The organism is Paenarthrobacter sp. CCNWLY172 (genome assembly GCF_037402035.1).
Lineage (GTDB): Bacteria > Actinomycetota > Actinomycetes > Actinomycetales > Micrococcaceae > Arthrobacter.
The window spans coordinates 25,795-39,745 of record NZ_JBBEGB010000007.1; the positions used below are offsets into that span (position 1 = coordinate 25,795).

The 13,951-nt window shown below is 63.6% G+C and carries 14 protein-coding genes and 1 tRNA gene; 6 read left to right on the forward strand and 9 right to left on the reverse strand.

Translation table 11 applies throughout. The annotated features are described in order from the left end of the window. Nucleotides 1–73: 73 nt before the first annotated feature. On the reverse strand, nt 74–754 hold the full coding sequence (locus WBN73_RS12300; protein WP_337340382.1) for a response regulator transcription factor: 681 nt from the start codon (nt 752–754) through the stop codon (nt 74–76). Continuing rightward, nucleotides 751–2,076, reverse strand: coding sequence for a sensor histidine kinase (locus tag WBN73_RS12305; RefSeq protein WP_242703611.1), 1,326 nt, complete (start codon nt 2,074–2,076; stop codon nt 751–753). The genes WBN73_RS12300 and WBN73_RS12305 overlap by 4 nt, the downstream gene beginning before the upstream one ends. Nucleotides 2,077–2,275: 199 nt before the next feature. Between WBN73_RS12305 and phoU the strand changes: the two genes are divergently transcribed. Continuing rightward, nucleotides 2,276–2,929, forward strand: a complete 654-nt coding sequence (gene phoU / locus WBN73_RS12310; RefSeq protein ID WP_207596369.1) for a phosphate signaling complex protein PhoU — start codon at nt 2,276–2,278, stop codon at nt 2,927–2,929. Nucleotides 2,930–3,007: 78 nt separating this feature from the next. Here the strand turns inward: phoU and WBN73_RS12315 are convergent, their stop codons facing one another. After that, nucleotides 3,008–3,754, reverse strand: a complete 747-nt coding sequence (locus tag WBN73_RS12315; protein WP_207596368.1) for a phosphoglyceromutase — start codon at nt 3,752–3,754, stop codon at nt 3,008–3,010. 70 nt (nt 3,755–3,824) lie between these two features. Here WBN73_RS12315 and WBN73_RS12320 point away from each other — a divergent pair, with 70 nt between their 5' ends. Next, the gene (locus tag WBN73_RS12320) at nt 3,825–4,658 is read left to right on the forward strand and encodes a class I SAM-dependent methyltransferase (protein ID WP_337340383.1); all 834 of its coding nucleotides are present in this window, start codon (nt 3,825–3,827) and stop codon (nt 4,656–4,658) included. Nucleotides 4,659–4,674: 16 nt separating this feature from the next. Here the strand turns inward: WBN73_RS12320 and WBN73_RS12325 are convergent, their stop codons facing one another. Further along, complete coding sequence (locus WBN73_RS12325; RefSeq protein ID WP_089593784.1) at nt 4,675–5,016, reverse strand: DUF2516 family protein; 342 nt, start codon at nt 5,014–5,016, stop codon at nt 4,675–4,677. Between the two features lie 10 nt (nt 5,017–5,026). Continuing rightward, entirely contained in the window at nt 5,027–6,211 is a 1,185-nt protein-coding gene (locus WBN73_RS12330; RefSeq protein ID WP_337340384.1) for a trans-sulfuration enzyme family protein, read from the reverse strand. An 82-nt stretch (nt 6,212–6,293) separates the two neighbouring features. Between WBN73_RS12330 and tmk the strand changes: the two genes are divergently transcribed. From tmk to WBN73_RS12345, 3 genes are read left to right on the forward strand one after another with little or no spacing between them, the layout of a single operon-like run. After that, a complete protein-coding gene (tmk, locus tag WBN73_RS12335) occupies nt 6,294–6,953 on the forward strand; it encodes a dTMP kinase (RefSeq protein WP_337340385.1) in 660 nt (219 codons plus the stop codon). After that, nucleotides 6,950–8,101: a DNA polymerase III subunit delta' gene (locus WBN73_RS12340; RefSeq protein WP_337340386.1), complete on the forward strand. Its 1,152-nt coding sequence runs from the start codon at nt 6,950–6,952 to the stop codon at nt 8,099–8,101. The genes tmk and WBN73_RS12340 overlap by 4 nt, the downstream gene beginning before the upstream one ends. Nucleotides 8,102–8,109: 8 nt before the next feature. After that, entirely contained in the window at nt 8,110–9,705 is a 1,596-nt protein-coding gene (locus WBN73_RS12345; RefSeq protein WP_337340387.1) for an alpha/beta hydrolase, read from the forward strand. On the opposite strand, the gene WBN73_RS12350 is transcribed toward WBN73_RS12345, so the two are convergent. Beyond that, nucleotides 9,702–10,433, reverse strand: coding sequence for an HAD family hydrolase (locus WBN73_RS12350; RefSeq protein WP_207596359.1), 732 nt, complete (start codon nt 10,431–10,433; stop codon nt 9,702–9,704). The two genes, WBN73_RS12345 and WBN73_RS12350, sit on opposite strands and share 4 nt — an antisense overlap. A 216-nt stretch (nt 10,434–10,649) precedes the next feature. Here WBN73_RS12350 and WBN73_RS12355 point away from each other — a divergent pair. After that, nucleotides 10,650–10,722: transfer RNA gene (locus WBN73_RS12355), tRNA-Thr, on the forward strand. Between the two features lie 322 nt (nt 10,723–11,044). Here WBN73_RS12355 and WBN73_RS12360 read toward each other — a convergent pair. Genes WBN73_RS12360 through WBN73_RS12370 form a run of 3 tightly spaced genes read right to left on the reverse strand, consistent with a single transcriptional unit; the run spans nt 11,045 to nt 13,847 of the window. Beyond that, nucleotides 11,045–12,268 carry an amidohydrolase gene (locus tag WBN73_RS12360; protein WP_337340388.1) on the reverse strand — a complete coding sequence of 408 codons (1,224 nt, stop codon included), beginning with the start codon at nt 12,266–12,268 and terminating at the stop codon, nt 11,045–11,047. Nucleotides 12,269–12,313: 45 nt separating this feature from the next. Next, complete coding sequence (locus tag WBN73_RS12365; RefSeq protein WP_207596355.1) at nt 12,314–13,051, reverse strand: hypothetical protein; 738 nt, start codon at nt 13,049–13,051, stop codon at nt 12,314–12,316. Between the two features lie 46 nt (nt 13,052–13,097). Continuing rightward, nucleotides 13,098–13,847 carry a DUF5058 family protein gene (locus WBN73_RS12370; protein WP_337340389.1) on the reverse strand — a complete coding sequence of 250 codons (750 nt, stop codon included), beginning with the start codon at nt 13,845–13,847 and terminating at the stop codon, nt 13,098–13,100. Between the last annotated feature and the right edge of the window lie 104 nt (nt 13,848–13,951).

A 13,951-nucleotide genomic window follows, 5' to 3' on the forward strand; every position in this document is an offset into this window, starting at 1 on the left:
ACAACACAAGGAAGGGTCCCGCCGAGGCGGGACCCTTCCTTTTGTCATTACCGCAGCTATTGCAGCGAAATCTTTACGGCTCGAACTTGTAGCCGAGTCCACGCACCGTCACCAGGTAGCGGGGCGCAGAGGGATCTGGCTCGATCTTGCCGCGGAGGCGTTTCACGTGAACGTCCAGCGTCTTGGTGTCGCCAACATAATCCGAACCCCACACACGATCAATCAACTGGCCGCGCGTCAGCACCCTGCCCGAGTTGCGGAGCAGCATCTCCAACAGTTCGAACTCCTTCAACGGCAGTGATACCTGTTCGCCGTTGACGCTGACCACGTGCCGTTCAATGTCCATGCGGACAGGACCGGCCTGCACGGTGGATGTGATGAGCTCCTCGGGCTCGCCCTGACGGCGCAGGACGGCACGGACACGAGCCACCAGCTCACGGGAGGAGTAGGGCTTGGTGACGTAGTCGTCGGCGCCGAGTTCCAGGCCAACCACCTTGTCGATCTCCGAGTCCTTGGCCGTGAGCATAATGACGGGCACGCTGGAACGCTGGCGCAACTGTCGGCACACCTCCGTTCCCGGAGTTCCTGGCAGTTGCAGGTCCAGGAGGACCAGGTCCGCGCCGTTCCGGTCGAACTCCACCAAGGCATCGCTGCCGTTGTCCACTACCTCGACGTCAAAGCCCTCTTTGCCCAGGAGATAGGACAGAGGGTCGCTGAAGGACTCTTCGTCCTCCACAATCAAAATCCGGCTCAAGCGCTGGCTCCTTGCTCTTGGGCGCCGCTGGCGCCCCCTTGTTGACCCGCGATATGGGGCTGTTGCCCCGCGACAGGGGTTTGTTGAATCGCAGTGTTGGCTTGGTTAACCGCCCGGTGGGGCTCGACGGCGGCAGCAGGCGCCTTAGGTTCCCCGGACGCGTCCGCTGTGCCAGCGGGAGCCGGGAGGGCGCCGTCGTCCTCCTGGCCTTCCATCTCCGGCAGGCGGATAGTGAACGTGGACCCTTGGCCGGGCTGGGACCAGACGGTCACCTCGCCACCGTGGTTGGAGACCACATGCTTGACGATGCTCAGGCCAAGACCGGTGCCGCCTGTATGCCGCGAACGTGCGGCGTCAACGCGGTAGAAGCGTTCAAAAACGCGTTCCTGGTCCTCGGGTGTCAAACCCTCGCCCTGGTCCGTCACTGAGATGGCGACGACGCCTTCCCGGGTTCGGATGCCCACTCCCACCCGGGTGTTTTCGGGTGAGTAGCGGATGGCGTTGTCTATCAGGTTGCGCAGCGCAGTCACCAGCAGGTCGCGGTCGCCGAAGACCAGTGAGTCTGAATGGCCGCCCACGACAATCTGGATGTTCTTGCTCTCCGCCGGCAGCTGCGAGCGGTCCACTGCCTCGGTGATCACGGTGTTGATGTCCACCGCATGCCCTTGCTGGGCGACGTTGGCACCCTGCAGGCGGGAAAGTTCAATGATGTCCTGTACCAGGGCCGCGAGCCGGCCGGACTCCTTGTGCATGCGCTTGGCGAAGCGGCGTACGGCTTCCTCGTCATCCGGCGAGGCTTCCAGAGCTTCAGCCAGGAGGGAGATGGCGCCGACGGGAGTCTTGAGCTCGTGGGACACGTTGGCCACGAAGTCGTTGCGGATCTCTTCGGTGCGGGTGATTTCCGTGCGGTCGTCCGCGAGGAGCACGATGTATTCCTGGCCCAGCATGGCCGCCCGCACCTGCACCACGATGGTTCCCTTGCCCAAAGGACCACGGGGAAGCTCGTACTGCTCCTCCAGGATCACGCCGTCGCGGCGGACTTTCGCAGTCATGTCCAGGAGCTGCTTGTGCACCACTGTGTGCCCGCGGACCAGGCCGTAGGCATACGCAGCGGGACTCGCACGCACCACGCCGTCGATCACGTCCACCACAACAAACGCGCGCCCGACGACGGCTAGCACTTCCGCAGCTCCGTCAGGAAGGCGGGGCTCAGCAACGTCCAGGTCCACAATGCTCCGCTGCCGCTCACTGATCCTGAACGCGAGCATGCCAAAGACGCCCAACGACAGGCCAACGAGGCCGGCGACGACACCTATGAGCAATGGATCCACGGCTCCAGCTTATGCTGTGGAAAGACGGACAAGCATTGATCCGGCGCCAAACGCGGACGGTTCAACTAACGTTCATCTAAAGGTGCCGAACAGTTCACTGGCTCCTGACACAGTTACTGGTTGGACTGCCAATGGTTTTGAAGTCCGGCCCGCATCCAGGGAACCGGATTTCCAAAGAAAGGACGCCTTAGTGCGCAAGGTTTTTCAGGAGGAGCTCACCCAGGTAGGTGACGACCTCATCGAGATCTCCAAGCTGGTTCACGAAGCAATCACGAAGGCCACAACGTCCTTCGAAGGCGCCGACGTGGATCTTGCCCAGGACGTCATCGCGGCGGATGCACGGATCGATTTCCTGCAGAACAGCCTCGACGAGCGTGCCATCGACATCCTTGCCTTGCAGGGCCCTGTGGCCAGCGACCTCCGCATGATCGTGGGTTCGCTGCGCATGAGTGCGTCGCTGGAACGCATGGGTGACCTGGCCCGACACGTAGCCCAGCTGGCGCGTCTCCGCTACCCGGCCACCGTGATCCCTGCTCCGCTGACCCAGACCTTCAAGGCCATGGCGCAGCACGACATCGAGATCACCTCCAAGGTCATCGAGCTCCTTGAAACCCGCGACCTTGAGGTCGCCCGCGACATCCTCAAGATCAACATCGCCGTGGACGACCTCCACCTCAGCGTCTTCAAGGCCATCGCCGCCCCTGAATGGAGCGAGAGCCCGTCCACCACCGTGGACGTTGCCTTGGCCAGCCGCTACTTCGAGCGCTTCGCTGATCACGGTGTATCCGTAGCCCGCAAGGTCACCTACCTGGTGACGGGTGAATGGCAGCCTGAAGGCTTCTAGCCCTTCCTATACCGCAGAAAACAAGGACGGCGGCCGGTCACCTCAGGTGACCGGCCGCCGTCGTGTGGTGCTCAGGCGCTACTTTTTGCCCTGGTTGGCTACCGCGAGGATGGCCTGGGCTGCGGCGTCGGGATCCAGGTAGGTTCCGCCGGGGTTGATGGGCTGGAAGTCCTCATCCAGTTCATAGACCAGCGGGATGCCCGTGGGGATGTTCAGCCCGGCGATGGCGTCGTCGCTGATGCCATCCAGGTGCTTCACGAGGGCACGCAGGGAGTTGCCGTGCGCGGTGACCAGGACGGTCTTGCCGGCTTTGAGGTCTTCCTTGATGTCCGATTCCCAGTAAGGGAGCAGGCGTACCAGGACGTCCTTGAGGCACTCGGTGCGCGGCAATGCGTCACCAAGATCCTTGTAGCGGACGTCGTGTGCCTGGGAGAATTCGCTGTCGTCGGACAGGGGCGGCGGCGGAGTGTCGTAGCTGCGGCGCCATTCCATGAACTGCTCTTCACCGAACTCGGCCAGGGTCTGGGCCTTGTCCTTGCCCTGCAACGCGCCGTAGTGGCGTTCGTTCAGGCGCCAGTCGCGCTTGACCGGGATCCAGCCGCGGTTGGCTTTGTCCAGTGCCATGTTGGCGGTGTTGATGGCACGCTTCAAGAGCGAGGTGTAGAGGACGTCCGGCAGGATGTTGTTCTCCACGAGGAGCTCTCCACCGCGGACTGCTTCTTCGCGGCCTTGATCGTTCAGGTCTACGTCCACCCAGCCGGTGAACAGGTTCTTGGCGTTCCAGTCGCTGTGGCCATGGCGCAGCAGAATCAGCTTGTAAGTCATGGTTTTCATCCTAGCCGAGCGGCTCCATTGCCTGCCCGGCATTACGTCCGCGCGAGATAAAGTGGGGGCCGTGGTGCAAAAAGCGGAACGGGTGGGTTCTCCCCGCAGTCGGGGCGGCAACCTGTCAGGCAAACCGATCGGCAACATCACCCGCGGCACCACGAATCCCAACCGCATGCGCCGCCTGGACCGTTGGCTTGCCGGGCCTCAGGCGTGGCGGCTTCGCGCCGCCGTCGAGCCCCTGGTGGTGGACCTGGGGTATGGCGCTTCGCCGACCACCGCCGTCGAGCTTTTTGAACGCCTGCAGTCCGTACGGCCTGATGTCCGCGTCTGCGGGATCGAGATTGAACCGGAACGCGTCAGGACCGCCAAAGCATTGGAGCGGCCCGGGCTGAGCTTCCACGTTGGGGGCTTCGAGGTTCCCGTACCCGGAAATCCGGTGCTGGTCCGCGCCTTCAATGTGCTGCGCCAATACGAGGAGGCCGACGTTGCCCGAATTTGGCGGCTGGTGCAGTCGCGGCTGGCGCCGGGAGGCCTGTTCATTGACGGCACATGTGATGAGATCGGCCGCCGGGTGACATGGGTGGCCCTGGATTCCGAGCGCCCGTTGAGCCTCAGTTTTTCAGTACGTTTCGGCAGTTTCGAACTGCCGTCCGAAATCGCTGAGCGGCTGCCAAAAGCCCTTATTCACAGGAACGTTCCCGGCGAACCGGTTCACGCGTTCCTGCAGGCGATGGACAAGGCGTGGCTGGAGGCGGCACCTCTGGCGTCGTTCGGAAACCGGCAGCGGTGGACAGGCATGTGCCGTTCACTGCGCGACGCCGGATGGCCGCTTCAGGACGGGCCGGCTAGGTGGCGCCTCGGTGAAGTGACCGTGGCGTGGGACGCTGTGGCGCCCCAGTAGCGCTTTCCGGAAGTGCTTACCAGGGACCGTAAGGGCCAACGTTGCGGTTGCCGCCGCTGCCGGCCTCGCGCAGGGCGGGGCGGACATCGGCAAGGTACACGCAGGCCGCGGTGACTGCAGCGATGCCGAAGAGGCCCAAGCCGCTTCCGCCGGTGAAGACCGTCAGTGCCCCGATGGCGAAAGCAATGCCGGTTAGCGCAGTCCAGAACGTCTTGGTCCGCTTGGAAGCGGCCACGAAGAGCGTCGGGCGGTGGCGCAGGCAGTCAGCGAAGGCCCACACTTCCAAGGCAAGGGCTACCAGGCCAAGGATGAAGTACACCGCATTGGTGACAATCGCGATCAAGAATTTTCCGTCCACGCCCTTTAGCCTAGCCGTCCAGCGACTTCAGCGCTTGCTCAAGGTCGGACCAGAGGTCCTCCGCGTTCTCGATTCCAACGCTCAACCGGACCAGGTTCTCCGGAACGCTCAGCGGCTCAGCGGTGTGCCGGCGCCGGCGCTCAATCAGTGACTCGACGCCACCCAGCGACGTTGCGGGCAGCCAGAGCTGCAGCGCCCGGACCAGTTCGTCCGCAGCGTCAGCACCGCTGCGCTGTTCGTCTCCGGCAATCTGGATGCACAGGATGGAGCCGAAGCCCTTCATCTGCACCTTGGCGCGCTCGTGTCCGGGATCTGTGGGAAGGCCCGGATAGCGGATCGCTTCAACCCGCGGGTGGCTGCTGAGGCGTTCGGCGAGGGTTGCAGCCGTTGCCTGCGAGCGTTCAATCCGCAGGGCGAGGGTGCGGAGGCCGCGCAGAGCCAGCCAGGCTTCGAACGGCCCGGCGATGCCACCATGGATGATGCGGTGGTGCAGAAGCGTGGCGCGCAGCTCCGGATTGGATGTCACCAGGGCGCCAAGGACCACATCAGAATGTCCGGCCAGGTACTTGGTCACCGAGTGAAGCACGACGTCGGATCCCAGGCTGAGCGGTTGCTGCACCAACGGCGTCGAGAAAGTGTTGTCCGTGACCACGATTGCGCCCACTGCGTGCGCGGCATCGGCCAGTGCACGGATATCGGCGATGCCTAGCATGGGGTTGGTGGGGCTCTCCAGCCAGAGGAGATCGGCTTTCTTGCCGTTCTCCGGGCTGATGAGGGCCTTCACGGCATCCGTGTCCGTGATGTCCACAGTGCGCAGCTCCAGGAAACCCTTCTCTGCCAGCTCCGTGGCCATCACCAAGGACCCCGCGTAGCTGTGGGACGGCATGACAACCACGCCGCCTGCAGGTACCAGCGATAGTGCGGAACTGACGGCCGCGAGGCCGGAGGCGTACAGCAGGCCCGGGAGGGTGGCACCTTCCAACTTGGCGAGTGCATCCTCGAACGGGTCCCACGTGGGGTTGGCATACCGTCCGTAGCCGCGGTCCCCGTCGCTTAATGAACCTGTGCCGAAATAGGTGGAGGACAGGACGATAGGCGGATTCACCGGCTCATCGTGGGCCCGTTCGGGGCGGCCTGCAGCAACGACAACGGTTTCCGGAGACAAATCGGCGGCATGCTGATCGGAAAGGCTCATGGTTTCAGCGTAGCCGCGGGCGAGGCTGCGGATGAAAGGCGTTACGCGTCTTGATGTCAGTGAAGCTCGGTAGGCTAGACGCGTGAGTATTCAGAGCCCAGGTCTTTTTATCGCCTTCGAAGGCGGGGATGGAGCGGGCAAGTCCACGCAGGCCGCCCGGCTCTCTGACGCCCTTCAGTCGCGGGGATTTTCCGTGCTGCACACACGGGAACCCGGCGGCACCCCCATTGGCGAGAAATTGCGTTCCCTGGTCCTGGACCATGGGCACGGAACCATCGATGCCCGTACGGAAGCGCTCATGTTTGCTGCGGCCCGCGCCGCCCATGCGAGCCAGGTGATCCGCCCTGCATTGGCTGAGGGAACGGTAGTCATCACTGACCGCTACATCGACTCGTCAGTGGCCTATCAGGGTGCTGGACGCGGTTTGGGTGCCGAGGGAGTCTTGACGCTCAACCAGTGGGCCACTGATGGCTTGCGCCCGGACCTGACCGTACTGCTCGACGTCGACCCCTCCGATGGCCGCCGGCGGCGGACTGCCGGGGACGCCGCGGAGGACAGGCTGGAGTCCGAGCCTGATGCCTTCCACGCCGCCATCCGCCATGCTTTCCTGGAACTCGCCGAGGCCACACCGTCGGGCTACTTGGTCCTGCCGGCCAATTCCGACATTGACACCCTCGCCGCCCAGATCCTTGAACGGGTGGAATCTTTGCTGGGTGACCGCGTTCCGGGCGACCGTCCGTGAGTGTTTGGGACGACCTCCAAGGGCAGGCACCCGTCGTAGCGCAATTGAAGCAGGCGGCGCAGGGTGAAACCGGCCTCACCCATGCGTGGCTGTTCACCGGTCCGCCGGGATCCGGACGTTCCAATGCAGCCAAGGCCTTCGCGGCAGCGCTGAATTGCGAGCAGGACGACGTCGCCCTTCGCGGTTGCGGTGAATGCGCGGCCTGTCACACGATTCTCGGCGAGACACACTCTGATGTGACATTTGTGCGGACCGAGAAAGTCACCATCACCATTGACGAGGCCCGTGCACTGGTATCCAAAGCGGGTGACAGGCCGGCGACTGGCCGGTGGCGGATCATCGTGGTGGAGGACGCAGACCGCATGGCCGAGCGGACCACCAACGTGCTGTTGAAGGCCATCGAGGAACCCACGCCCCGCACCATCTGGATGTTGTGTGCCCCCTCCCCCGCCGACGTCCTGGTCACCATCCGTTCCCGGTGCCGTCCGGTAAGCCTTCGACTTCCGCCGGCATCCGACGTCGCCGATCTCCTGGTAAGGCGCGACGGCGTCGAACGGCAACTCGCTGACCGCGCCGCACGCGCTGCGCAAAGCCATATCGGTATTGCCCGGCGGCTGGCACGCGACGCCGATGCCAGGCAACGCCGCTTGGATACGGTAAAGATTCCCCTTGGCCTTCGCGGCGTCACTGCTGCGGTGATGATGGCCGAGAAGCTGGTGAAAATCGCCACCGAAGAGGCCAACAGCTCCAATGACGAGCGCGATGCGGCGGAGAAAATCGCCCTGTTGGCAAGCCTCGGCGCCCCAGAGTCCGGCACGTTGCCGCCCTCCATGCGCAGCCAGGTCAGACAACTTGAGGACGACCAGAAAAGGCGGGCCAAGCGGTCCATCACCGACTCCCTGGACCGTACCCTGACAGATCTGCTGTCCTTCTACAGGGACGTGTTGATCATCCAGTTGGGGAACGCTGTGGAACTGGTCAACGTTGAGCTCAAGAGCGAACTGGAAGACTACGCCGGCAGTTCAACCCCGGAAACCACCCTGGCCCGGATGGACGCCATCAACAAAGCCCGTGTCCGAATCACCACCACCAACGTGGCTCCCCTGTTGGCGGTCGAGTCCATGGCCACGAGCCTCATCCAGCAATAGGAGAACCCATGACGTCCGCACCCCACCGGCCCGCCGGTGCCCCTTCAAGGGACCGGTCCGCCCAGCGTGGGGCCCGTCGCGGCTTCGTGGCTGTTGGTGTTGCCGTAGCTGCCGCACTGGTGCTGAGCGCCTGCACTGTGCCGTTCCTGCCGGCACCCACGGCCAAGCCGTCCACCAGCACCGTGGATCCCTCAATAGCGGCCTCGGCCCCCAAGGGCCTGGAGAAGTTCTACTCGCAGCCGGTGGAGTGGAGTTCCTGCGAAAATGGCTTCCAGTGCGGCGAAGTCCAGGTGCCCAAGGACTACGCAAACCCAGGGGCCGGCGACATCACGCTCTCCGTCATCAAGTTGCCCAGCACCGGCAACAAGCAGGGATCAATCCTGGTCAACCCCGGTGGCCCCGGCGGCTCCGGGGTGGATTACATCAAGGATGCAGGCAACACCAACTTCACCGAAAAACTGAAGAACAACTTCGATCTGGTGGGCTTTGATCCCCGCGGCGTGAAACGCTCAGCTCCCGTCAAGTGCATGACCGACGCCGAACGTGATGCTGCCCGCGAAAAGGTGTTCCGGAAGAACACCGACGAAGGACTGGAAGCCGCACTGGCCTTCAACAAAGCCTTCGCTGAACAGTGCTTGGAGCAGACCGGGGATGTCCTGGGACAGATTGATACCGTCAGCGCGGCCAAGGACCTGGATGTCCTTCGCGCCGTGGTCAACGACGCCAAGCTCAACTACTTGGGCTTCTCCTACGGCACCTTCCTTGGATCCACTTATGCTGCACTTTTCCCGGACAACGTGGGCCGCCTGGTCCTGGACGGCGCCGTGGATCCGTCCATCAGCAACGAGGAACTGACCGCCGGACAAGCACGGGCCTTCGAACGGGCGATCCGCACCTACGTAGCCAGCTGCCAGGGCCAGAACCAGTGTCCCCTCAGCGGATCCGTAGATAACGGCGTCCAGGAGATCAGGGACCTCATCAACGCCGTGGACCAGAATCCCCAGACCGCCAAGGACGGCCGTTTGGTGACCAGCAATGACTTCGTCAACGGACTGATCCTGCCGCTGTACAACGACCAAAGCTGGCCCGCCCTGACCCAGGCTCTGGAGAGCGCCTTCTCCGGGGACGTGTCCCAGATGATGCGGCTTGCCGATCTTGGGGCCGACCGTGAGGCCAACGGCACCTACAGCTCCAACTCCGCCTTCGCGTTCCAGGCCATCAACTGCCTGGACTACCCCATGGTCACTGACACCGTGGGTATGCGGGCCGAGGAAGCCCGCCTGATCCAGGATTCCCCCACCTTCGGTTCCTTCTTTGCCTACGGCGGAGTCAACTGCAAGGACTGGCCGTACAAGAACACCCGCACGCCTGCACCTGTTGAATACAACGGGTCCGCTCCCATCGTGGTGGTGGGCACCACCGGCGACCCCGCCACTCCCCTGGAGTGGTCCCAGTCGCTGCGCAAGCAGTTGGAAAACGCCTCACTGGTCACTTGGGAAGGTGAGGGGCACACCGCCTACGGCCGCTCGAACTCCTGCGTCAGCACCGCCGTCGACGAGTACTTTGTTGATGGCAAGCTGCCGCAGGACGGCCTGAAGTGCTAGAGGTGCCTGGCTTCGCGTTTTTCCACCAAGAGCGGTAGTTGCTTAATGGAATCCACCACGACGGTGGCGCCGGCTGCTCGCAGCGTCGCTTCGGAGTGCGAGCCCGTCAGCACCCCGGCGATGAGGGACGCGCCCGAGCGGATGCCTGAGAGCATGTCCGAGCTCGTATCGCCGACCACCGCTACCTCGCGCACGTCGTCAAGGTCCAGGGCGAGCACGGCAGTCAGGATCATGTCCGGGTAAGGCCGGCCACGTCCGGCATCGGCAGGACACAGGCTGAGGTCGGCCAGGCCCATCCATCCCAAAGATTCCAGCACCATGTTCTGCGTGTGCCGGCCAAAGCCCGTGGCCAGGCACACCTGCATGCCGGACTCACGCATCCACAGGATGGCGTCCTCCGCGCCCGGAATGGCGCGGACGCCGCCGTCGTCGATCATTTCGTCGTACGCCTTCTCAAAGACCTTGTTGGCACTGGCAGCCACCTCTGCGTCGTCGAAAAGGTGGCTGAACACGGTCATTTTCGAAAAGCCCATGGTGTCCCGGGCATAGCCCAACATGCTCTCGAATCTGCTGCTGCCGGGTTCGATGCCGTGCTCGGCCAGCGCCCGGGACATGGCCAATTCCGTGCGGCCATCATCGGTGATGGTGGTGCCCACCATGTCCACCACCGCCAGCCTCAGCCGGTTGGATGTGTGGCTGGCGTCCCTGGTCAATGCGTCCCCGGTCATTGAGCGGCTCCTTTGGCTTGTCTGTGTGGCGGGTGTACCTCGCCACAGTTGATTCCCCAGCTTCCGGCGGCAGGGAAACGCCTGCCTGAACCCGGCCCGACGCTGGGGTGAACATCCCTGCAACGGCCGCCACCGCTCTCGTTTTGACCCGGATGCGGTGCCTCTACTACAGTTATGTCTTGCGTGATCGCCCGGGAAACCGGTGATTGGCGCGGTGCTTCCTTAGCTCAGTCGGTAGAGCGTTTCACTCGTAATGAAAAGGTCATCAGTTCGATTCTGATAGGAAGCTCAGAGAAAAACCCCGCTGGTTCGTTGAACCAGCGGGGTTTTTGTTTGTTAATTCCGGGACTGAGCCGCCCAGCTTAATGGTGGGAATATCGAACATTTCCCCAAATTCTCGAAATGTTTGAGAGCGCCGGTGCCGTCCAGGTCCTGCCGCCCGGGGAAGCCCCCGCTCGGGAAGGCGCTGCAGAGCCCATGACCGAAGAAGAGGTCATCAGCGTGGTCGAATCCCAAAGGATCTTCAATTTCCCCCATGGGCACCCTCCTAGGACGCTCCAGGCCGTTCGGATCCCTGGAGTGTCTGGAACCCGGAACGTGGGTCGCGGGAGTCAGCTGCCCAGCCGGGACATCAGCACGGCGACGGCGGCCGATACTCCCCCGGCCAGAGAACCTTCCAGCTCGGGTGCGAAGAACGGCGAATGGTTGACGGGCACTGGACCTTCAATCCCCGAGGCGGGCGTGCCACCGAACATCCAGAACACCGACGGCACTCCGATCGCGGCACCCAGGTGCCCGAAGTCCTCGCTGCCCATCATCGGCGGTGTGATGTCCACTGCCTCAACCCCCAACGCCAGCCGCAGTGCCTCGATGACGGCAGGGACGGCGTCGGGATCGTTGAAGCACTGCGGGAAGCGGTACATCTCCTCGATGTCCGGTGCAGGCGCCCCCGAGGCAGCGGCCTCGGCCTCGATGATGCGGCGAACGGCAGCGAGGACCTGGCCGCGGACGTCGTCGTCGAAGGTTCGGATGTTGAGCGTGAACTCGGCCGAGGCCGGGATGATGTTCTCCTTAAGTCCCGCGTGGAAGGTCCCCACAGTGACGACGGCGGACTTCCGCGGATCCAGCTCACGGGACACTATCCCCTGGAGCCGCGTGACCATATGGGCGGCCATGACGATGGGATCGATGGAGTCCTGCGGCTGGGAGCCATGCGACTGCTGGCCGTACACGGTGACCCGCAGCGAATCTGCCATGGCAGCCACCGGGCCGCTGGAAATCGCGACAGTGCCGACAGTCCGGGGTATGACGTGCTGCCCGAAAACCACCTCCGGCCGCGGCGCCTTGTCCCACAGTCCGTCGTCGAGCATGGCGAGCGCGCCGGCGGCAGTTTCCTCGCCAGGCTGGAAAATCAGCACCAGCGTTCCCGACCAAGCCTCCGGATTCCCTGCCAGCACCTCCGCGGCGCCAAGCAGGCTGGCTACATGCGTGTCGTGACCGCAGCCGTGCATAACGGGGACCACTGTGCCGTCCGGGAGGGTTCCGGTATCGGTGCTGGCGTAGTCCAGCCCGGTGGCTTCCTCGATCGGAAGGCCATCCGAGTCGGCACGGAACGCCACCACGGGACCCTCACCGTTCCGCAGGATTCCCACCACGCCCGTCCCGCCGCATCGGAAGTGCTCGAAACCGAGCCCGTCCAACTGTTCCTCAATCAATTCAGCAGTGGCGAACTCCTGCATGGACAGTTCCGGATGTGCGTGGAGGTGCCGGTACAGGGAGTGAAGCTTGGCGGTTTGTTGGGCGTCGAGCTGGAGGGCTGTGGCGGTGTGGGTCATGGGCCTGTCTTCCTGGTGATTGTGGGGACGGGGTGCTGGAGAGTGCTATTCGATGTGGATCGGCTTCGCTTCGGTGATGGTGGTCCTACCCCGGAAGAACCATGCGAGCAGGATGGTGCCCAGCACGGCGATAGCGGTTGACACCATGGCGAGCGACGGCGCCAGGGGCAGCACAACAAACACGACGACGGCCGAGACGACCAGCGCAAACACTGTGGTGCGGGGCTGCTTCATGGACACGATGGCCTGCACGAGCACTGCGCCAAGAACGGCGGGCAGCACGTACAGGCGGGTCACCAGCAGCACCGACGGCGGGATGACGCTGATCAGCCAGCTCCCCAGGAGTCCCACGAAGATCGCAAGCGAGATCAGGTGGACTGCCGCGGCACCGCAGATGGCGACCACGGCGGCCAGCTCGGCGCGCTTGCTGCCCGGCTTGGCACCGATATTGGTTTGCGCGATCAAAGCGGCCGGCAGGAGCTTGTTGGAGATATTGCCGATCATGAAGGCCTGGTACATCGCGGCAGGCCCGAGGATCGGGTAGTACGTGAGTGGCTCAACGATCCAGATGATGCCGAAGGTTGCGGCCACCGCAGCAAAGGCGATCCAAAGCTGTGCGGGGCCTATGTCCAGGCCACTGGCGAAGACAAGAAACAGTGGACCAGCTACCGAGACCAGCAGTCCGAAGATCATGGTGATCTGACCCCAACGGGACGTGGTGCGGCCGAACTCAGCCATGGCGGAGGTGCTGGTGGTGATGGGAGCGGAAGTAGTGGAAGACATACGGGGTGTTCCTTTCGTGCTCAAAGACAGGGGCTGGACGTGTGGATCAGGCGCCGACGGCGAGGTAGGCAGCGCCCAGTCCGATGACGATGGAGAAGCCGAGCCCCCACTCGCGCAGCCAGCTCTTGCCGAGCTTCCTGGCCAGCAGCAGACACAACCCCATGACTGCGGCGGAGATAAGGAAGGACACAACGTGAACGCCGGACTTGGGGAGTTCGGTGAAGCCCAGGCAGGAGAAGGCTCCCATCAGGGCAGCCGCTGGGACGATGGCCATGGCCGCAGGGTTCACGGAGCGGATCTTGGCATCACCTTTGCGAAGCAGCGGTGTCAGGATCAGCGTGGCGAGCATCCACATGGCACCGCCGATACTCATGGCGAAGAACGCGACGGCGAAGACACTCTGCGTGTAGCTGGCGTCGCCGAGCTTCGCGCCCATGGAGCCAGCGGCGATGCCGGCCGCAGAGACGTCGTACGCAGCAGAGCCGATCAAACCAATCCTGGAAAGCACAGCCGGGGCGCCGAAGAGGCCCAGCAGGGCGATGGCAACGAGTGATACGGTCAGGGATGGTCCGATGGCGGAGACCGCACCGGAACGGAACGAAGTCTTGATGTCCTGCGGACTCATCTCTACGGATGGCGCTGCGCGTTGGGCAGCCTTCATGAAGATGACGGACTGGATGATGATCACGCCGAAGACACCGGCCACGCAGATCCACAGGACAGGATTGTTGGCGATAGCCATGATGTCGGTCGAATCGGTGGGTGTGAACGGTTGCAGTGCCAGGGGTTGGTGCATGGGAACCTCCGGGTGTGAGCCCCCAGTCCGCGGCCGGACGACGCTGTGCGGCCCGTGGCGTTGTGGGGCAAATCCATACCCATTAACCAGATCGGCCATGGGGT

Excerpts from the sequence above, each read along its gene's own strand:
- WBN73_RS12315 (WP_207596368.1), bottom strand. The coding sequence starts at position 3,754 with ATGACTTACAAGCTGATTCTGCTGCGCCATGGCCACAGCGACTGGAAC.
- WBN73_RS12365 (WP_207596355.1), bottom strand. The coding sequence starts at position 13,051 with ATGTCTTCCACTACTTCCGCTCCCATCACCACCAGCACCTCCGCCATG.
- WBN73_RS12370 (WP_337340389.1), bottom strand. The coding sequence starts at position 13,847 with ATGCACCAACCCCTGGCACTGCAACCGTTCACACCCACCGATTCGACC.
- WBN73_RS12330 (WP_337340384.1), bottom strand. The coding sequence starts at position 6,211 with ATGAGCCTTTCCGATCAGCATGCCGCCGATTTGTCTCCGGAAACCGTT.
- WBN73_RS12350 (WP_207596359.1), bottom strand. The coding sequence starts at position 10,433 with ATGACCGGGGACGCATTGACCAGGGACGCCAGCCACACATCCAACCGG.
- WBN73_RS12345 (WP_337340387.1), top strand. The coding sequence starts at position 8,110 with ATGACGTCCGCACCCCACCGGCCCGCCGGTGCCCCTTCAAGGGACCGG.
- WBN73_RS12360 (WP_337340388.1), bottom strand. The coding sequence starts at position 12,268 with ATGACCCACACCGCCACAGCCCTCCAGCTCGACGCCCAACAAACCGCC.